The sequence below is a fragment of the Streptomyces sp. NPDC038200 genome, from assembly GCF_055600785.1.
In genome coordinates this window covers 94,014-113,242 of sequence record NZ_JBVJYH010000013.1, presented here as the reverse complement: position 1 = coordinate 113,242, position 19,229 = coordinate 94,014, and the positions used below count along the sequence as shown (strand labels likewise).

The 19,229-nt window shown below is 73.1% G+C and carries 16 protein-coding genes; 13 read left to right on the top strand and 3 right to left on the bottom strand.

Annotated features, from left to right (window positions below; translation table 11 throughout):
* Positions 1-195: 195 nt before the first annotated feature.
* Together sucC and sucD are read left to right on the top strand one after the other, a co-directional pair.
* Positions 196-1,377 carry an ADP-forming succinate--CoA ligase subunit beta gene (sucC, locus tag ACZ7KF_RS25420; RefSeq protein ID WP_225825081.1) on the top strand — a complete coding sequence of 394 codons (1,182 nt, stop codon included), beginning with the start codon at positions 196-198 and terminating at the stop codon, positions 1,375-1,377.
* 27 nt (positions 1,378-1,404) lie between these two features.
* Positions 1,405-2,289: a succinate--CoA ligase subunit alpha gene (sucD, locus tag ACZ7KF_RS25415; protein ID WP_225825082.1), complete on the top strand. Its 885-nt coding sequence runs from the start codon at positions 1,405-1,407 to the stop codon at positions 2,287-2,289.
* Positions 2,290-2,426: 137 nt separating this feature from the next.
* Here sucD and ACZ7KF_RS25410 read toward each other — a convergent pair whose 3' ends face one another.
* Positions 2,427-3,509: an RNA polymerase sigma factor gene (locus ACZ7KF_RS25410; protein WP_471079317.1), complete on the bottom strand. Its 1,083-nt coding sequence runs from the start codon at positions 3,507-3,509 to the stop codon at positions 2,427-2,429.
* Between the two features lie 93 nt (positions 3,510-3,602).
* On the opposite strand from ACZ7KF_RS25410, the gene ACZ7KF_RS25405 reads away from it, so the two are divergent.
* Positions 3,603-5,504, top strand: a complete 1,902-nt coding sequence (locus tag ACZ7KF_RS25405; protein WP_471079314.1) for a cell division protein PerM — start codon at positions 3,603-3,605, stop codon at positions 5,502-5,504.
* A gap of 262 nt (positions 5,505-5,766) precedes the next feature.
* On the opposite strand, the gene ACZ7KF_RS25400 is transcribed toward ACZ7KF_RS25405, so the two are convergent.
* Positions 5,767-6,942 (bottom strand): hypothetical protein, encoded by a 1,176-nt coding sequence (locus ACZ7KF_RS25400; protein WP_471079311.1) that lies wholly within the window; start codon positions 6,940-6,942, stop codon positions 5,767-5,769.
* 251 nt (positions 6,943-7,193) lie between these two features.
* Between ACZ7KF_RS25400 and purN the strand changes: the two genes are divergently transcribed.
* From purN to ACZ7KF_RS25380, 4 genes are all read left to right on the top strand, one after another.
* The gene (gene purN / locus ACZ7KF_RS25395; RefSeq protein ID WP_471079308.1) at positions 7,194-7,862 is read left to right on the top strand and encodes a phosphoribosylglycinamide formyltransferase; all 669 of its coding nucleotides are present in this window, start codon (positions 7,194-7,196) and stop codon (positions 7,860-7,862) included.
* Positions 7,859-9,421: a bifunctional phosphoribosylaminoimidazolecarboxamide formyltransferase/IMP cyclohydrolase gene (purH, locus tag ACZ7KF_RS25390; RefSeq protein ID WP_471079306.1), complete on the top strand. Its 1,563-nt coding sequence runs from the start codon at positions 7,859-7,861 to the stop codon at positions 9,419-9,421. The genes purN and purH overlap by 4 nt, the downstream gene beginning before the upstream one ends.
* 292 nt (positions 9,422-9,713) lie before the next feature.
* Positions 9,714-11,036, top strand: a complete 1,323-nt coding sequence (locus tag ACZ7KF_RS25385) for a sensor histidine kinase (RefSeq protein ID WP_471079303.1) — start codon at positions 9,714-9,716, stop codon at positions 11,034-11,036.
* Positions 11,000-11,644, top strand: a complete 645-nt coding sequence (locus ACZ7KF_RS25380; RefSeq protein ID WP_471079300.1) for a LuxR C-terminal-related transcriptional regulator — start codon at positions 11,000-11,002, stop codon at positions 11,642-11,644. Before ACZ7KF_RS25385 ends, ACZ7KF_RS25380 begins: the two co-directional genes overlap by 37 nt.
* A gap of 114 nt (positions 11,645-11,758) precedes the next feature.
* Here ACZ7KF_RS25380 and ACZ7KF_RS25375 read toward each other — a convergent pair whose 3' ends face one another.
* Positions 11,759-12,364, bottom strand: coding sequence for a hypothetical protein (locus ACZ7KF_RS25375; RefSeq protein WP_471079297.1), 606 nt, complete (start codon positions 12,362-12,364; stop codon positions 11,759-11,761).
* Between the two features lie 241 nt (positions 12,365-12,605).
* Between ACZ7KF_RS25375 and ACZ7KF_RS25370 the strand changes: the two genes are divergently transcribed.
* From ACZ7KF_RS25370 to ACZ7KF_RS25345, 6 genes are all read left to right on the top strand, one after another.
* Positions 12,606-13,460 carry a bifunctional methylenetetrahydrofolate dehydrogenase/methenyltetrahydrofolate cyclohydrolase gene (locus tag ACZ7KF_RS25370; RefSeq protein WP_225825090.1) on the top strand — a complete coding sequence of 285 codons (855 nt, stop codon included), beginning with the start codon at positions 12,606-12,608 and terminating at the stop codon, positions 13,458-13,460.
* Complete coding sequence (locus ACZ7KF_RS25365; protein ID WP_471079295.1) at positions 13,450-13,923, top strand: DUF3017 domain-containing protein; 474 nt, start codon at positions 13,450-13,452, stop codon at positions 13,921-13,923. The genes ACZ7KF_RS25370 and ACZ7KF_RS25365 overlap by 11 nt, the downstream gene beginning before the upstream one ends.
* 215 nt (positions 13,924-14,138) lie before the next feature.
* Complete coding sequence (locus ACZ7KF_RS25360; RefSeq protein ID WP_471079292.1) at positions 14,139-15,308, top strand: sensor histidine kinase; 1,170 nt, start codon at positions 14,139-14,141, stop codon at positions 15,306-15,308.
* Positions 15,309-15,341: 33 nt separating this feature from the next.
* Positions 15,342-16,007 carry a response regulator gene (locus ACZ7KF_RS25355; RefSeq protein WP_471079289.1) on the top strand — a complete coding sequence of 222 codons (666 nt, stop codon included), beginning with the start codon at positions 15,342-15,344 and terminating at the stop codon, positions 16,005-16,007.
* A gap of 134 nt (positions 16,008-16,141) precedes the next feature.
* Positions 16,142-17,815 carry a helix-turn-helix domain-containing protein gene (locus tag ACZ7KF_RS25350; protein ID WP_471079286.1) on the top strand — a complete coding sequence of 558 codons (1,674 nt, stop codon included), beginning with the start codon at positions 16,142-16,144 and terminating at the stop codon, positions 17,813-17,815.
* A gap of 345 nt (positions 17,816-18,160) precedes the next feature.
* Positions 18,161-19,150 carry a malate dehydrogenase gene (locus ACZ7KF_RS25345; protein WP_471079283.1) on the top strand — a complete coding sequence of 330 codons (990 nt, stop codon included), beginning with the start codon at positions 18,161-18,163 and terminating at the stop codon, positions 19,148-19,150.
* Positions 19,151-19,229: the final 79 nt, after the last annotated feature.

Here is a 19,229-nt window from a genome sequence, read left to right as displayed (position 1 = left end):
GTGACAGGTATCACCGCTCAGGTGTGACCCGCGATTTAGAGGCCCCCCGCAAGCAGCGATAACCTGCGAGACGGACATGCCGCGCGCTCGGACACCGTGTGCGCCCCCCTAGTGACAAAGCGGACGTCACGTTGCCCTTCGCGGCACGCCCACGCATCCAACGAACCGCGAGATCACTGATAGGGACGGAAGCGCGTGGACCTGTTCGAGTACCAGGCGAGGGACCTCTTCGCCAAGCACGATGTACCGGTGCTGGCCGGTGAAGTCATCGACACGCCTGAGGCGGCGCGCGAGATCACCGAGCGGCTGGGCGGCAAGTCCGTCGTCAAGGCGCAGGTGAAGGTCGGTGGTCGCGGCAAGGCCGGTGGCGTCAAGCTGGCCGCCTCCGCGGACGAGGCCGTCGCCCGCGCGACGGACATCCTCGGCATGGACATCAAGGGCCACACGGTCCACAAGGTCATGATCGCCGAGACCGCTCCGGAGATCGTCGAGGAGTACTACGTCTCCTTCCTCCTCGACCGTGCCAACCGCACCTTCCTCTCCATCGCCTCCGTCGAGGGCGGCATGGAGATCGAGGAGGTGGCGGCCACCCGTCCGGAGGCCGTCGCCAAGACGCCGATCGACCCGATCGACGGTGTGGACGAGGCCAAGGCCCGCGAGATCGTCGCGGCCGCCAAGTTCCCGGCCGAGGTCGCCGACAAGGTCGCGAACGTCCTGGTCAAGCTGTGGGACACCTTCATCAAGTCGGACGCCCTCCTCGTCGAGGTCAACCCGCTCGCGAAGGTCGCCTCCGGTGACGTCATCGCCCTCGACGGCAAGGTGTCGCTCGATGAGAACGCCGAGTTCCGCCACCCCGAGTACGAGGAGCTGCACGACAAGGACGCGGCCAACCCGCTCGAGGCCGCTGCCAAGGCGAAGGGCCTCAACTACGTCAAGCTCGACGGCGAGGTCGGCATCATCGGCAACGGCGCGGGTCTCGTCATGAGCACCCTGGACGTCGTCGCGTACGCCGGTGAGAACCACGGCAACGTCAAGCCCGCCAACTTCCTGGACATCGGCGGTGGCGCCTCCGCCCAGGTGATGGCGAACGGCCTGGAGATCATCCTGGGCGACCCGGACGTGAAGTCCGTGTTCGTCAACGTCTTCGGTGGCATCACCGCCTGCGACGAGGTCGCCAACGGCATCGTGCAGGCCCTGAAGCTCCTGGAGGACCGCGGCGAGAAGGTCGAGAAGCCGCTCGTCGTCCGCCTCGACGGCAACAACGCCGAACTGGGCCGGAAGATCCTCACCGACGCCAACCACCCGCTGGTGCAGCGCGTCGACACCATGGACGGCGCGGCCGACAAGGCCGCCGAGCTGGCCCACGCCGCCAAGTAAGCACTCAGGACGAGGACACAACACACCATGGCTATCTGGCTCAACAAGGACAGCAAGGTCATCGTCCAGGGCATGACCGGCGCCACGGGCATGAAGCACACCAAGCTCATGCTCGGTGACGGCACCAGCGTCGTGGGCGGCGTCAACCCGCGCAAGGCCGGTCAGAAGGTCGACTTCGACGGCACCGAGGTACCGGTCTTCGGCACCGTCAAGGAGGCCATCGAGGCCACCGGCGCCAACGTCTCCGTCATCTTCGTGCCGGAGAAGTTCACCAAGGACGCGGTCGTCGAGGCCATCGACGCCGAGATCCCGCTGGCCGTCGTGATCACCGAGGGCATCGCCGTGCACGACACGGCGTCCTTCTGGGCGTACGCCGGCAAGAAGGGCAACAAGACCCGCATCATCGGCCCGAACTGCCCCGGCATCATCACCCCGGGTCAGTCGAACGTCGGCATCATCCCGGGCGACATCACCAAGCCGGGCCGTATCGGCCTGGTCTCGAAGTCCGGCACGCTGACGTACCAGATGATGTACGAGCTGCGCGACATCGGTTTCTCCACCGCTGTCGGTATCGGTGGCGACCCGATCATCGGCACCACGCACATCGACGCCCTGGCCGCCTTCCAGGACGACCCCGACACCGACCTGATCGTCATGATCGGTGAGATCGGCGGCGACGCCGAGGAGCGGGCCGCGGCCTTCATCAAGGAGAACGTGACCAAGCCGGTCGTCGGCTACGTCGCGGGCTTCACCGCGCCCGAGGGCAAGACCATGGGTCACGCGGGCGCCATCGTCTCCGGCTCCTCCGGCACCGCACAGGCCAAGAAGGAAGCCCTGGAGGCCGCCGGCGTCAAGGTCGGCAAGACCCCGACCGAGACGGCGAAGCTGGCCCGGGAGATCCTGAGCGCCTGATCGTCCCGACCGGTTTCGGTAGGCCCGTCCCGTTTCACGGGGCGGGCCTACCGACGTTTTCGCTCGCCTAGCCGGGAGCGGCTACGGCTCCCGTCCGGTCGCGGCAATGGTGGTGACGGTGGCGGTCGGCCGAGGGGTCACCGGGTCTCCGGTGCCAGGCGTAGCGGCCCGTCCCGGGTCTCCCGCCGCAGCTTCGCCCGCAGTGCCTGCTGCTCCTGGGACAGCGGACCCAGCGCGGGGGGTGGGGGGACACCGCGTACGGCCTGGGGTGGGGCCAGGGGTGCCTCGTAGTGGGTGGGGGCTGTTCTCAGCGTGAGCGTCGTCGCGCCGACGATCGTCACCGTGAAGGCGATGGCCGCCCGGGTCCAGAAGACGTTCCGGCGTTCGCAGCCGGTGCGTACGGTCGTCGGCCGGGCCGAGACCAGCCGCTCGGCGGAGGCCAGTACGAGCAGGCGGCGGTGCAGCTCGGCGGGGTCGGAGAGTTCCGGCAGCCGTGCGGCCACCACCTCGCGCGCGTGGGTCAGCCGGTTGGCGGCGGCCGGGGTGCTCGCCTCCGTCTCCGCCGCCGTCTCCGGCAGATCGAGGCCCACACCGTCGTACAGGACGAGCGTGCGCCGGTAGGAGGGCGGCAGATCGAGCAGCACGTCCAGCAGTGCCCGGTCGGCGGGGTCGGTGGGCGGGGGTTCGGGGGACCGGTGGCGGCGGCGGAGGCGGTGCCAGGGCGAGAGCGCGCAGTCGTACGCCACCGCCCGCACCCAGCCGCCCGGATCCCGGTCCCGGGCCACCTCGGGCCAGCGCTGCCAGGCCAGCTGGAAGGCCTGCTCCACCGCCTCCCGGGCCAGCTCCCGGCGCCCGGTCAGCAGATAGGTCTGGCGGACGAGGGCGGGGGCACAGAAGGCGTAGAGCGCGTCGAAAGCCTGATCGGGTGTCAGGGGCCGGGGGAGGTCCGTCGCGACGAGCGGGCCGGACGAGCCGGATGCGCCGGACGAGCTGGGCGTGCCCGGCGAGCTGGAGGTGCCGGGCGAGCTGGAGGTGCCGGGCGGGCTGGGCGGGACGGATGTGCCGGGCGAACCGGCCGGCTGCTCCGGATCCCCCTCTTCGGTGCTCGGGCCCACCTTCCCCGTCGCCGTCTGAGCCGACGTCAGCGAGCGGGACCTGCGCGGACGTCGGCGTTCGGGCGGCGAGGGCGGCGGGGCGGCAGGGTTCTTCATCGTCACCATGCACCCTTTCGTACGAAAAAGAACATAAACACATATTGGGCGACACGTCCTGAGTTCGCCTGTTACGCCGTGAAAGCGCGTGTCGTTGGGAGCATGGCGTGCGTGATGCAGATGACCGCTCGCCGTTCGTCGTTGTCGCCTCTGCTCTCCCGGATGCGCGACCGCTCACCGGGACTCGCCGCGAGCCTGCTGGGCGGCGCCGTCGCGGCCGGACTGGGCCTCGGCTCGTCCGCCGTGCTGGTGATGATGCTGTGGGTCAGCTCGCCGTACCCGGACAGCGGACCGGGCGGGGCGCTGCATGTCGCCGCCGACCTGTGGCTGCTGGCGCACGGCGTGGAACTGGCCCGTACCGACACACTTTCCGGCGCGGCCATGCCCGTCGGTGTCACCCCGCTGCTGCTGCTCGCCCTGCCGGTGTGGCTGGTGTACCGGGCGGCGCGGGACGCCACCGACGCCTCCGCCGATCCGGACGGACCGCCGCCGGTCCCGGCGCGTACGGCGTGGACGGGCGTGGTCCTCGGCTATCTGGGGGTCGGTGTCGCCGCGGCGCTGTACTGCTCCGGCGGCGAACTGCGCCCGCAGTGGCCGTGGGTGACGCTGTGTCTGCCGGGTGTCGCGGCGGCCGCGGCCGGTGCCGGGGTGTGGTCGGCGTACGGCTGTCCGCGCGCACCCGTGCTGAGCGCGCTGGCGGTGCTGCCGGGAGCGGTGCGGCGGCTGCTGTTCGGCGTGGACGAGGTGGCCCGGCTGGGCGCGGCCGTACGGGCCGCCGGTGCCGCGACGGCGGTGCTGTTCGGGGGCGGGGCCCTGCTGGTCGGGGTGTCCCTGGTGTGGCACGGCGGGTCGGCGCGGGCGTCCTTCCTGGAGCTGACGGAGGGCTGGACGGGGCGGTTCGCCGTGCTGCTGCTCGGCATCGCGCTGATCCCCAACGCGGCGGTGTGGGCCGCGTCCTACGCACTCGGCCCCGGCTTCGCCCTCGGCGCCGGGCATCTGGTCCACCCGTTCGCGTCCGACCCCGCCCCGCTGCTGCCGCCGTTCCCGCTGCTGGCCGCGGTGCCGGACCCGGGCATCGGTACGGAGCAGAACTGGCTGGTGGGGGTGGTGCCGGCGGTGGCCGGGATGACGGCGGGGTGGTTCGTGGCGCGGGCTGCCGTCCGGCGGCCGGCGACCGGGGAACCGGCGCGCGCCCGCTGGTCGGCGGGCCGTACCGCGGGGGTGGTCCTGCTGACGGCGATGGTCTGCGCGGCGGGCCTCGCCCTGCTCGCCGGGCTTGCGGGCGGCCCCCTCGGGGTGGCCGCGCTGGCCCGTCTCGGCCCGCTGTGGTGGCAGACCGGAGGCGCGGCCGGCGTCTGGACGCTGGTGTTCGCCCTGCCGGTGGCGCTGATCGTCCGCATCTGGCGGCTGCGCGGCCGGCGCTCGCAGCAGGGTGGTATCCCGGCGCAGGGCACGGAGGCGGCGGGTACGGCCACGAAGGGCAGGAAGGGCGCGAAGGGCACGGAGGGGGTGACGGCTGCCAGGGGCGCGGAGGGCGCGAAGAGCGGGCAGGCGGCCGTGGCGCCTGCGGCCGCCGCGAAGTCGGTCGTGGCGAAGACGGTCGTGGCGAAGACGGGGGAGGCGAAGACGGGGGAGGCCGGCGAAGCCGCAAGAGCGCCGGAGGTCGGTGAGGCGGCGCCGGTCGCCGACGGGGCCGGGGCGGGCGAGGCGGGGCCTGTTCGGGACGGGGCCGGGACGGGTGAGGCCGGGCCGGCTCCGGACGGGGCGAAGGCCGCCGAGGATCCGTTCCCGAACCCGTCGACCGAGCCCTTCTCCGGGAACTGGCACGACGACGTCGCCCGGGCCTCCCGCTGGGCGGCGCTGAAGAACGCGACCGCACCCCGGGACGCCTCCGACGCCGCCCCCTCGTCACCACTCGGACCCCGGCCCGAGGCGTCCCCGGAGCCGCACCCCGGGCCTCGGCCGGAACCCCGCTCCGACCTCCGCCCGGACTCCGCCGACTGAGGGGCGAGCGAGGGGCGGCCGAGGGCGAGGGGGGAGCGAGGGCCGGGGTGAAAGGTGAGCGAGGGCAGGGGTGACCGAGGACGAGCCAGGGGTGACGAGGACGAGCCAGGGGTCGACCGAAGGGCGTGCGAGGGGTGACCGAGGACGGGCGAGGGGTCGGCTGAGGGGTGTGCGAGGGGTCGGCCGAAGGGGTGCGAGGGGTCGGCTGGAGGGCGTGCGCGGAGTGGGGGGAAGGGCGGCTGGGAGACGAGGCGTGGAGACCTCAGCTGTTCTCCGTGCCCAGCACACCCCGCAGCTCGCGCGGCAGCAGGGTCTCGCAGGACTGCTTGGCCTCGTGGGTCAGGGCGTCGTTCACACAGGTGTAGTAGTCGCTGTAGACCAGCTGGACGGTGAAGGTCGAGGCCACCAGGACCAGCGCCAGGGATGCCGTGACCAGACCGCTGACGGCCGCCGTCGTCTGGGGCCGGCCGGCCGGGGCCGCCGGGGCGTCCGGAGCCGGGGGGCGCGGCTTGGCACGCAGCGCGCTGGTGCCCCAGTACAGGGCGAGGGCGCCCAGCAGCAGGGCCACGTACGGCCAGCTGAAGAGGACGAAGAAGACCGACCACATGCCGGAGATCAGGGCGTACCGCGCACGCCGCTGGGCCGGATCCGTCGGGTCCCAGCGCATGCCGGGACCGGCCGGCCCGCCGGGGCCCTGGGGGCCGCCGCCCGGCCGCTCGCCGAAGCCGCCGGGGGAACGGCTGGGCTGCCGGTCGCTCCACTGGCCGCCCCAGGGCGAACCGCCACCGGGACCCGGACCGTACCCCTGCCCCGGACCATGGCCCGCGCCGGGGCCGTACCCCGGGCCCTGCCCCTGTCCGGAACCCTGCCCGTGATCCTGACCGGCACCGGAACCCTGACCGTGACCCGAACCCTGCCCCGAACCCTGAGCGGCGCCGTGACCGGAGTCCTGACCGTGACCCGCGCCCGGACCGTGACCCGGCCCCGCCCCGAATCCAGGGCCGTACGGGCCGGGCCCGTATCCCGGACCGGGGCCGTACCCGGGCCCGTATCCCGGACCCGGGCCCGGCCCGTACCCGGGACCCGTCGGGCCTCCGGGGTGGCGAGGCTGCCAGGGGCGGTCCGGCGTTCCCTCCGGCGGTGGCGCGAACGGATTGTCGTCCTGCCGCTCACCACCCTGCCCGGGACCACCCTGCCCCGATCCGCCCTGTCCGGGGCCACCGCGGCCGGAGTCACCCCGCCCGGAACCACCGGACCCGGAACCGCCGTGCCCCGAGCCGCCCTGTCCCGCGCCGCCGTGCTGCGCGCCGGCCGGGCCGCCCCGCAGGGGGTCCGACGGGGGCGAGCTCGGACGCTCCCGCAGCAGGGCGGCGCCACGCTCGCCTCCCTGGACCGGGCGCGGCGGGAACGTGAGGACTCGCAGGCTGCGATCGGGCATCAAAAGAGCGTCTTCCCTTAGGCGACAACGGCAGTCCGACGTGAGCTACCACCCCGTGAACGTGCCGCACGACGACCGCGTTCCCGAGGGTGCTCTTGCGTGATTCCTTGCGAACGCTACCGTCCGGCCGGCGACCCGTCCCGAGGACCCCTGCTGGAGTGCCGGTATCGTTGCTGACGGTCGGCCGCTTCGTAGACTTCCCCGTATCCGGGGATGCGAAGCATTCGTATGAATGAACAAACCGACCGTACATGCATCGCAACGCGAGAAAGGGCCCCACCGTGGCCGCCACCACCCCCGGCCCAGCGGTCAAGCGCCTGGTCGTGCTGGTCTCCGGATCCGGCACCAACCTGCAGGCGCTCCTGGACGAGATCGAGCGGACCGGAGCCGAGTCGTACGGCGCGCGCATCGTCGCCGTCGGGGCGGACCGCACCGGTGTCGAGGGGCTCGCCCGGGCCGAGCGGGCCGGGCTGCCGACGTTCGTGTGCCGGGTCAAGGACTTCACCACCCGTGAGGAGTGGGACGCGGCCCTGGCCGAGGCCGTGGCCGCCCACGAGCCCGACCTCGTGATCTCCGCCGGCTTCATGAAGATCGTCGGCAAGGAGTTCCTCGCCCGGTTCGGCGGGCGGTTCGTGAACACCCACCCGGCCCTGCTGCCCAGTTTCCCGGGGGCCCACGGGGTCCGTGACGCGCTCGCGTACGGCGCCAAGGTCACCGGCTGCACCGTCCACTTCGTCGACGACGGCGTCGACACCGGGCCGATCATCGCTCAGGGCGTGGTCGAGGTCCGGGACGAGGACGACGAGAGCGCGCTGCACGAGCGCATCAAGGACGTCGAGCGAAGGCTGCTCGCCGAGGTCGTGGGGCGGCTCGCCCGCAACGGCTATCGCATTGAGGGACGAAAGGTAGTTATCCAGTGACCGCCGAGAGCAACAAGCGGGCCATCCGTCGCGCGCTCGTCAGCGTCTACGACAAGACCGGCCTGGAGGAGCTGGCCCGCGGGCTGCACGAGGCCGGTGTGGAGCTGGTCTCCACCGGGTCCACGGCCGGCCGGATCGCCGCCGCAGGCGTCCCCGTCACCAAGGTCGAGGAGCTGACCGGCTTCCCCGAGTGCCTGGACGGCCGGGTGAAGACCCTGCACCCCAAGGTGCACGCGGGCATCCTCGCCGACCTGCGTCTGGACAGCCACCGCGAGCAGCTCGCCGAGCTGGGCGTGGAGCCGTTCGACCTGGTGGTCGTCAACCTCTACCCGTTCCGGGAGACCGTCGCCTCCGGCGCCACGCCCGACGAGTGCGTGGAGCAGATCGACATCGGCGGCCCCTCGATGGTGCGCGCCGCCGCCAAGAACCACCCGTCCGTGGCCGTGGTCACCAGCCCCGAGCGGTACGCCGACGTCCTCGCCGCGGTCCAGGACGGCGGCTTCGACCTCGCCGCCCGCAAGCGCCTGGCCGCGGAGGCCTTCCGGCACACGGCGGAGTACGACATCGCCGTCTCCTCCTGGTTCGCCTCGTCCTACGCCCCCGTCGACGAGTCCCGCTTCCCGGACTTCGTGGCCGCCGCCTACGCGCGCAAGAACACCCTGCGCTACGGCGAGAACCCGCACCAGGACGCCGCCCTGTACGTCGACGGCGCCGGCGGTCTCGCCGAGGCGGAGCAGCTGCACGGCAAGGAGATGTCGTACAACAACTACACGGACACGGACGCCGCCCGCCGTGCCGCGTACGACCACGCCGAGCCCTGCGTCGCGATCATCAAGCACGCCAACCCGTGCGGCATCGCGATCGGCGCGGACGTCGCCGAGGCGCACCGCAAGGCGCACGCCTGCGACCCGGTCTCCGCGTACGGCGGTGTGATCGCCGTGAACCGGCCGGTCAGCAAGGAGATGGCCGAGCAGGTCGCCGACATCTTCACCGAGGTCATCGTGGCCCCGGACTACGAGGAGGGCGCGCTGGAGGCCCTCACCAAGAAGAAGAACATCCGCGTGCTGCGCTGCCCCGACGGCCCGGCGAACGAGGTCGAGGTCAAGCCGATCGACGGCGGCGCGCTGCTCCAGGTCGCCGACCGGCTCCAGGCCGAGGGTGACGACCCGGCGAACTGGACGCTGGCCAGCGGTGAGGCGCTCTCCGCCGAGGAGCTGCGGGAGCTGGCCTTCGCCTGGAAGGCGTGCCGCGCCGTGAAGTCCAACGCGATCCTCCTCGCCAAGGACGGCGCCTCGGTCGGCGTCGGCATGGGCCAGGTCAACCGCGTGGACTCCTGCAAGCTGGCCGTCGAGCGGGCCGGTGAGGAGCGGGCCCGGGGCGCCTTCGCGGCCTCGGACGCCTTCTTCCCCTTCCCCGACGGCCCCGGGATCCTCATCGAGGCCGGTGTCCGGGCGATCGTCCAGCCGGGCGGTTCGATCCGGGACGAGCAGGTCGTGGAGGCCGCCAAGGAGGCGGGCGTGACCATGTACTTCACGGGCACGCGCCACTTCTTCCACTGATCTTCCGCCGCCCCCTCGAGCGGCCCGGCCGCTCGCCGTGTGGTCCCGCCCGTCGACCGACGGACGGGACCACACGCGTGTGCACGGCCCCGGTGGCGCCCGCCTCCTCCCGGCTGCCCAACCGGTCCGTGGCGGGCGGAAGTTCCTCGCTCGCCGTGTGCAAGAGGGGAGTTTTCACTACCGATTCCGCCGCCCCCGAGCAGCCACAATGAGGGGCGGGTCGCTTCGGCCCGCGCAGGTACGGCACCGGCGTCGCGCGCGGCGCAGCGGGGCGAGGAGGGGGACGAGTCGGATGGACGACCACAGGGCGGGGTTCGGCGGCACACGCCCGCCGGACGCGATCAGGGGATTCTCGGCGTCGGCCGGACTGACCGGCCTGCGGCGGGCGTTGACGCTGTGCGGGCTGTCGGTGGCGGCCTTCGGCCGTTCACTGGCCGTGTCCGGCGCGCTCGGCCTGGTCGGTCCGGGCCTCGGCCTGGTGCCGCGGGCCATGGAGGGGGTGCGGAGCCTGGCCGCGCGGCAGCGGGAACTCGCCCGGCGCTGGGCGGGTGTGGAGATCCCGGGTCCCCCCGGGCCGCTGCCGCCCGCGCCCGCGGGTGCCTCGGGCGTCGTCGCCCGCTACCGCTGGATCATGAGCGACCCGCAGACCCGGCGGGAGTACGTCTGGGTGCTGACGGACCCGATCGCCGGTGGCTTCCTGGCCTTCCTTCCGCTCGCGCTGGTCCTCAGCGGCGCCTGGGGCGTCTTCCTCGCCTTCTTCGGAGTTCCGCTGTCCGCCGAGTGGGACGGCCTGTGGTACCAGTTCCTGCCGATCGAGGGCCAGGCCACGGCGGTCCTCGCCGGCGTCCTGGGCCTGCTCCAGCTGCCGCTGGCCCTGTGGGCGGCCCCGCGCGCGGTCCGCCGCCACGCGCTGTACTCCAGGGCGATGCTGGCGCCGAGCGAGAGCGAACTGCTGGCCGGCCGGATCCGGCATCTGGCCGCCACCCGCTCCGACGCGGTGGACACGCAGATGGCGGAGATCCGCCGGATCGAACGCGATCTGCACGACGGCGCACAGGCCCGCCTCGTCGCCATGGGCATGACCTTGGACGCGGCCGAGCACCTGCTGGAGACCGACCCCGAGGCCGTGCGGCCCCTGCTCGTCGAGGCCCGCCGGTCGTCCTCGGCGGCGCTGGCGGAACTGCGCGACCTGGTCCGCGGCATCCACCCGCCGGTCCTCGCCGACCGCGGACTCGCCGACGCCGTAAGGGCGTTGGCCATGACCTGTCCGGTGCCCACCGAGGTGCGGGCCGAGCTGCCGGGCCGCCCCGAGATGCCCGTCGAGTCCGCCGCCTACTTCGCCGTCTCCGAGATCCTCGCCAATGTCGCCAAGCACTCGGGAGCCGACAGTGCCCGGATCGACCTCCGCCACGGTCACGGGGCGCTCCGCATCACCGTGACCGACGACGGCCGGGGCGGCGCCGACGCCTCCCGCGGCACCGGCCTGCGGGGCATCCAGCGCCGGCTCGCCACGTTCGACGGTGTGGCGGCCGTGAGCAGCCCGGTGGGCGGCCCGACGATGGTGACGATGGAGATCCCGTGCGCGTTGTCCTCGCCGAAGACCACTTCCTCCTGAGGGACGGGCTGATCCGCCTGCTCGGGGCCTTCGGCCACGACGTGGTGGCCGCGGTGGACAACGGCACCGATCTGCTCGAAGCGCTGGAGCGGGAACGGCCGGACATCGCGATCGCCGACGTCCGGCTCCCGCCGGACTTCACCGACGAGGGTCTGCGTGCCGTCCTGGCCGCGCGCCGGCGGAACCCCGGCCTGCCGGTGCTGCTGCTCTCCCAGTACGTCGAGCCCCTCTACGCCCGCGAGCTGCTCGCCGGCGGCGGCCGGGGCGTCGGCTACCTGCTCAAGGACCGGGTCACCGACGGGGCCCGGTTCCTGGACTCCATCCGGCGGGTGGCCGCGGGCGGCACCGCCATGGACCCCGAGGTCGTCTCCCGGTTGATGGTCCGCAAGGAGCGCGACGCGTCCGTCGGCAGCCTCTCCGGACGCGAACGCGAAGTCCTCGAACTCCTCGCGCAGGGCCGCTCCAACGCGGGCATCGCGCAGGCCCTGTTCGTCACCGAGAAGGCCGTCGCCAAGCACATCGGCAACATCTTCGGCAAGCTCGGCCTCCTCCCGGCGGACGCCGACAACCGCCGGGTACTGGCCGTGCTCGCCTACCTGGACCGGTGAGCCCGGCCGCCCGGACCGCGAAGAATCCGGCCGCCCGGACGCGCAGAAGACGCCGGGCCGCGTCCCGTCCGGGCGGACGGGACGCGGCCCGGGAGTGTCAGGTGCCCTGGTGGCTCAGTACCGCGGGCGGTTGAACCAGGCCGAGGCCGAGCCGGTGACCATCGACGCGAGGATGATGCCGGCCATGGCCAGCGAGATCAGCCCGCCGAAGGTGGCGGAGCCGTTCGCACCGTTCGCGATGTTGGTGATACCGCCGAGGATCATCAGTGCCGCGTAGATGATCGTCGTGATGCGGATCCCGCTGCCGCCGTTCTTGAACTTCACGCCCAGGAAGATCGACAGTGCGCCCAGCGCCAGCAGCAGACCCGCGACGAGGAACCCGAGACCGGCCAGGCCGTCGGTGCTGTCGCCGGAGCCGACCCCGTTGGACACGTCCTGGGCGGCGCCGATGAGGGCTCCCGCGAGCAGGCCGAACAGGAGCTGGAAACCGGCCAGGATGAACAGCAGCACCCGGGCGGTCTTCATCAGGCCCGGCATCTCCATCGGCATGCCGTAGCCGGGCTGCCCGAGCGGGGGCGCGGACGGGTAGCCGTATCCGGCCGGGGCCTGCGGGGCGGCGGGGTAGCCGTAACCGGGCTGACCCTGCGGCTGCTGCGGCGGGTAGCCGGGCTGCTGGCCCTGCGGCGGGCCGTAGGGGTTGTTCGGGTCGCCAAAGCTCATGGCGGTCTTCCTCCGTTGCGTTGCTCAAGTGCGGGGACGACGCGCGGCACGGTTCGGAGGAGAGTTCTACAGATGCGGTCCGTCCCCCCGGCACTGCCCGCGGCACTGTGTGCTCATCGTTCTTTAGACGGCTCTTACTTGTCCAGCCGGAATGCGGAGGTGTTGTGCAAGTGCAACATCACTGATCAAGCCGTGACACCCGGATTGGAACCGGGACCGGGTCATCCGCGAGGATGGGAGCATGACCGCCCAGATTCTCGATGGCAAGGCCACCGCAGCCGCGATCAAGTCCGATCTGACCGCCCGCGTGGCGGCGCTGAAGGAGAAGGGCGTCACGCCCGGACTCGGCACGATCCTGGTCGGGGACGACCCCGGCAGCCAGAAGTACGTCGCGGGGAAGCACCGCGACTGCGCCCAGGTGGGCATCGCCTCCATCCAGCGCGAGCTGCCCGCCACGGCAACCCAGGAGGAGATCGAGGCGGTCGTCCGCGAGCTGAACGAGGACCCGGCCTGCACCGGCTACATCGTCCAGCTGCCGCTGCCCAAGGGCATCGACGAGAACCGCATCCTGGAGCTGATGGACCCGGCCAAGGACGCCGACGGCCTGCACCCGATGAACCTCGGCCGCCTGGTCCTGAACGAGCCGGCCCCCCTGCCCTGCACCCCCAACGGCATCATCAGCCTGCTGCGCGCCCACGGCGTGGAGATCAAGGGCGCCGAGGTCGTGGTCGTCGGCCGCGGCGTGACCATCGGCCGCCCGATGCCGCTGCTGCTCACCCGGCGCAGCGAGAACGCCACCGTCACCCAGTGCCACACCGGCACCCGTGACCTCTCCGCCCACCTCAAGCGGGCCGACATCATCGTCGCGGCGGCCGGCTTCCCGCACCTGATCCGGCCCGAGGACGTCAAGCCGGGCGCGGCCGTCCTGGACGTCGGCGTCTCCCGCAACGCCGAGGGCAAGATCGTCGGCGACGTCCACCCGGGCGTGACCGAGGTGGCCGGCTGGATCTCCCCCAACCCCGGCGGTGTCGGTCCGATGACCCGGGCGCAGCTGCTGGTCAACGTGGTCGAGGCGGCGGAGCGCAGTGCCGGCTGAGGACGCCCGCGAGCACGCGGAACCGACCGTCCGCGACGCGATCAGCGCCCCCGACCCCGAGGGGCGCCCGCGCCGCGTCACCCGCCGCTTCCCGCTCTTCACGAGGGACACCGCCCGCCCCGAGGGCAGCGGCCGGGCCGCGGCCGGTGACGCACCGGCGCCCGCCCGGCAGTGGCCGATCCTCGTCGTCACCGGCCTGGTGGCGATCGGCCTGCTGGTCACCGCACTGGACGCGATCCGCCCGGGAACGCTGATCATCGGCGTCGCGCTGCTGGGCGGCGCGGTGCTGCGCTGGCTGCTGCCGGACGTCGGCATGCTCGCCGTGCGCTCCCGCTTCACGGACATCGCCACCTACGGCGTGCTGGGCCTGGTGATCTGCCTGCTGGCCTTGATGATCCAGCCCGACCCGCTGCTGAAGATGCCGTTCCTCAAGGACATCCTGCACTTCACCCTCGCCAAATAGCGGCCTCCCTACGGCCGGTGGCCCGCGCCTCCCCCGGGGACGCGGGCCACCGCCGTATCCCCCTCCCCGACGCTACGGCCGACCGCCGCGCACCGCCTCCACCTCCGGGCCGAACCGCCCCGCCACCTTGGGCGGTAGCCGCCCTCGCGCTGCAACTTCCGCGGTACCGCGCACGGTTGACTCCGGGACCCGGCCGTGCGGGTTACCCTGCGGCGATGCGACCGAGGACCCCCCGCCCGCTCGTCGTGGACACGTTGATCGCGGTGGCCATGGCCGTGGTGGCCGTCCTCCTCGGCCGGGAGTCCCGGTCGCAGGGGTGGCCGGAACTCGACGCCCGCGCCTACGTCCTCGTCGCCCTCGCCCACCTTCCCGTCGCCCTGCGCGGCCGCCACCCCCTCGCCGTGTTCGCCGTCGTCGTGGCCGCCGCGACCGGCTACGTCACCCTCGGCTACTGGCCGGTGGTGTGCACCTTCGGTGCCATGCTCGCCCTGTACACCGTGGCCTCGGTCCGCTCGCTGCGCACCGCCCTCGTCTGCGCCGGCTGCCTGGGCGCGGTCTGGGTGTACGCCGGAGTGGTCAGCCACAGCCCCTCCATGGCCTCCGTGTGCGGGCAGGCACTGCTGTACTGCTCGGTGCTCGTCCGGTTCGGGCACCTGGCCCGCCGCTCCGCCGAACTCACCCGGCGGCTGCGCGCCGAACAGGCCGAGCGGGCCCGGCGTGCGGTCGCCGAGGAACGCGGCCGGATCGCCCGCGAACTGCACGACGTCGTCGCCCACCACATGTCGGTCGTCTCCGTGCAGGCCGGCCTCGCCCGGTTCGTCTTCGACTCCGACCCCGGCACGGCGCGCGGCGCGCTCGGCACCATCGCCGGCACCAGCCGAGAGGCGCTGGAGGAACTGCGCCGCATGCTCCAGGTGCTGCGCGAGGAGGACCCCGAGGCGTCCGAGGGCGCGCCCATGCCCACCCTGGACCGGCTCGGGGAACTCCTCGACCGGGTCCGGGCCGGCGGCCTGCCCGTGGACCTCGCCGTCGGGGGCACCGCCCGCCCGCTGCCGCCCGGCGTCGAACTGTGCGCCTACCGCGTCGTCCAGGAGGCCCTCACCAACGCCCTCAAGCACGCGGGCCCGGCACACGCGCGCGTGGAACTCCGGTACGGAACCGACGAGCTGACCGTCCGCGTCACCGATGACGGAGAGGGCGCGGAACCGGCCGGAGCGCCGGCCGGCAGCGGGCACGGCCTGATCGGCATGCGCGAGCGGGCCAGGCTCTACGGCGGGACGGTCTCGGCCGGCCCGCGCTCCGAGGGCGGCTACGAGGTCCGGCTGACGCTTCCCACATCGGCCGCCGGGCGCACCCATGGGGGCGTACCGGAGGCGGAACGGTAGCGGCAGGCGCACGGCGGGGGGCGAACGTACGGGATGACCAGAGTGCTCGTCGTGGACGACCAGTTCCTCATCCGTGCCGGACTCGTCGGCCTGCTCGACGCCGCGCCCGGCTTCGAGGTGGTGGGCGAGGCGGGGGACGGCGAGGAGGCCGTACGGCTCGCCGCCGAGACCCGCCCCGACGTCGTCCTCATGGACATCCGGATGCCCGGCGTCAACGGCATCGAGGCCACCGGGCGCATCCTGGCCCAGGCCGCCGAACGCCCGCCCCGCGTCCTGGTGCTGACCACCTTCGACCTGGACGAGTACGTGTACGGGGCGCTGCGCGCCGGTGCCTCCGGGTTCCTGCTGAAGGACTCGGGGCCCGAGCGGCTGCTCGCGGCGGTCACCGCGGTCGACGGCGGCGACGCGCTCTTCGCGCCCAGTGTCACCCGGCGCCTGGTGGAGGCCTACGCCCGGCAGCAGGCCCCCGCCGGCACCCCGCCCCCGCCCGACCTTGGCGTGCTCACCTCCCGTGAGGTCGAGGTCCTCACGCTCACCGCCCGCGGTCTGTCCAACCTGGAGATCGCCGACCGCCTCTACATCAGCGAGGCCACCGTCAAGACCCACCTCAACCGCACGATGAGCAAGCTCGACCTGGGCAGCCGTGCGCAGGCGGTGGTGCTGGCGTACGAGACGGGGCTGGTGACCCCCGGCGGCTGACCCGGCGTCCGGGCACCGGCCCCGCTCGTGTGCACCCCGCCCCGGGAACTGGGATCCTTGGTCAGCGCATCCCCGTGGGTGGCCGGGGTCCTGCGCGCGTTCGACAGCACGACCGGGGGGAAGAGGGGGAACCCATGCCTCGATGGAAAGCCTTGCCGGAGGATCTGGATCCGCAGATCAGGGAGTTCACCGGCCAGTTGCGGCAACTGGTGGACCGCAGCGGCCTGAGTGTCGCGACACTGGCCGACCGCACGGGCTACAGCACGACGTCCTGGGAGCGGTATTTGGGCGGCCGGCTGCTCGCGCCCAAGGGCGCGGTCATCGCGCTGGCCGAGGCCACCGGCACCAGCCCCGTCCATCTGACCACCCTGTGGGAGCTGGCCGAACGGGCCTGGAGCCGGGCGGAGATGCGGCACGACCGCACCATGGAGGCGATCCGCGTCTCCGAGGCGCGCACCGCGCTGGGACACCTCGGCACGGCGACGGAGCCGACGGAAGGGGGCGGGGGCGCGTCCGCGGGCGTGGGCGGCCGGAAGGGCGGCGGAACGGCCGGTACGGCCGACGGGAAGGACGCCGGGAAGGACGGCGGCAAGCGCGCCGGGAAGGACGGCCGGAAGGGCGGCGGGGCCGCCGCCGTGCCCGGGGTCGCCGGCCCCGCCGGGGTCTCGCCGACGATCCCCGCCCCGCCGGCGGCTCCGGCGGACGGCGCCCACGGCCCGGCGGACGACGGGGACACCCCGTCCGGGAACTCCTGGGGGCTGGCCGGCTACCGGGGCCCCTCGCGGCGGAGCGCCCGCCCGGGCCCCCGGCCCCCGGCGGGCATCGCCGGAACCACCGGAACCACCGGAACCACCGGAACCACCGGAACCACCGGAACCACCGGAACCACCGGCACCGCCGGCACGCCGGCGGAGCCCGTCGGCTCGCCCGGCCCCTTCGACCCGCCGGGCGCGCCCGGCGCGTCCGGAGCCGTGGGCGCACCCGGCACCGCGAACGCACCCGGGATCGGGAACGCACCCGGCACCGGGAAGGCATCCGGCACCTCCTCAGGCACCTTCGGCCCGCCCGGCGCCATGAACGCGTCCGGCACTTCCCGCACCTCCGGCGCATCCGACTCAGTTCCCACCCCGGGCACCCCAGGCACCCCAGGCACCCCGGGCACCCCGGGCACCCCGGGCACCCCAGGCACCCCAGGCACCCCGGGCACCCCGGGCACCCCGGGCACCCCGGGCACCCCGGGCACCCGCGGCCGGCAGGCCGGCGGGCAGGCCGCGGCGGCTCCGCGGGGGTCGCGGGTGGCCCAGTGGTCCGTGCGCCGCCAGCAGGTGACGATGTTCTTCGCGGGCCTGGTCGGCGTGCTCGTCCTCATCGCCGGTGTCTTCTTCTTCACCCACCGGGACGGCGACGGACACGAGAACGAGGGCGCCGCCAAGTCGCCCGCCCCCTCGGCCCGTACCCGGACGAGCCCGCCCCCCGGCGTCAAGTGCACCGGCTCCGCCTGCACCGGCAAGGACGCCGAGGCCATGGGGTGCAGCGGCGACCTGGTGACCACCGCCCGGACCGTCGCCCTCGGGACCACCACCCTGGAGGTCCGCTACAGCAGGGCGTGCGGCACGGCCTGGGGGCGGATCACCAGCGGCGCGCCCGGTGACACCGTCCGGCTCACCGCGGGCAGGGTCCGGCAGTCCGGTGACATCACGGTGGCCGGGGACACCATCGCGTACACCCCGATGATCGCGGTGAAGGACCCCGCGGAGGCCCGTGCCTGCGCCACGCTCGCCTCGGGGCGGACGGGCTGCACGACGTAGGCGACCGGACGCCTCGCCGTCGTCACGCACCGATCCGTCCGGACAGGAATGGCCGCCGGGAAAGTGGGCACGCGAGAAGTACCCCCACGGGAGTCCGGCAACGGTGTCCCGAACGGCGGCCGTCTTCGTCCTCCCTCTCCCGGACGACGGACGGCCGCCTTCTCATGCCCCGCCCGCGGGCGATACGTCCGGACCGGTCCTCTTGTGGGGTGGGCCACAAGGCCCCGGACGTCTCGCATGCCGGATGCGCGATAGCCTGACCGCTGGATCTCTCTTGATACCAAGAGATCGATCATCCGCCCGGGGCAGGGACGCCCCACCGCCAGCTGTCATACGGAGAACGCCATGACCCGCACTCCCGTGAACGTCACCGTCACCGGCGCGGCCGGCCAGATCGGTTACGCCCTGCTCTTCCGCATCGCCTCCGGCCAGCTGCTCGGCGCGGACGTGCCGGTCAAGCTGCGCCTCCTGGAGATCACCCCGGCCCTCAAGGCCGCCGAGGGCACCGCCATGGAGCTGGACGACTGCGCCTTCCCGCTGCTCCAGGGCATCGAGATCACCGACGACCCGAACGTCGCCTTCGACGGCGCCAACGTAGCCCTGCTGGTGGGCGCCCGTCCGCGCACCAAGGGCATGGAGCGCGGTGACCTGCTGGAGGCCAACGGCGGCATCTTCAAGCCCCAGGGCAAGGCCATCAACGACCACGCCGCGGACGACATCAAGGTCCTGGTCGTCGGCAACCCGGCCAACACCAACGCGCTCATCGCCCAGGCCGCCGCGCCGGACGTCCCGGCCGAGCGCTTCACCGCGATGACCCGTCTGGACCACAACCGCGCGCTGACCCAGCTCGCGAAGAAGACGGGCTCCACGGTCGCCGACATCAAGCGTCTGACGATCTGGGGCAACCACTCCGCCACCCAGTACCCGGACATCTTCCACGCCACCGTCGGCGGCAAGAACGCCGCCGAGGTCGTGAACGACGAGAAGTGGCTGGCCGAGGACTTCATCCCGACCGTCGCCAAGCGCGGTGCCGCGATCATCGAGGCCCGTGGCGCCTCCTCCGCCGCCTCCGCCGCCAACGCCGCCATCGACCACGTGTACACCTGGGTCAACGGCACCGCCGAGGGCGACTGGACCTCCATGGGCATCCCGTCGGACGGCTCCTACGGCGTCCCGGAGGGCCTGATCTCCTCCTTCCCCGTCACCACCAAGGACGGCAAGTACGAGATCGTCCAGGGCCTGGACATCAACGAGTTCTCCCGCGCCCGCATCGACGCCTCCGTCCAGGAGCTGGCGGAGGAGCGCGACGCGGTCCGCGGTCTCGGCCTCATCTGACCTGACGTGGTGTGAGTCCGGCGGCCGGTGCGCTATAGTTGATCACGCACCGGCCGCCGGAAACCCGGCACCAGGTGAT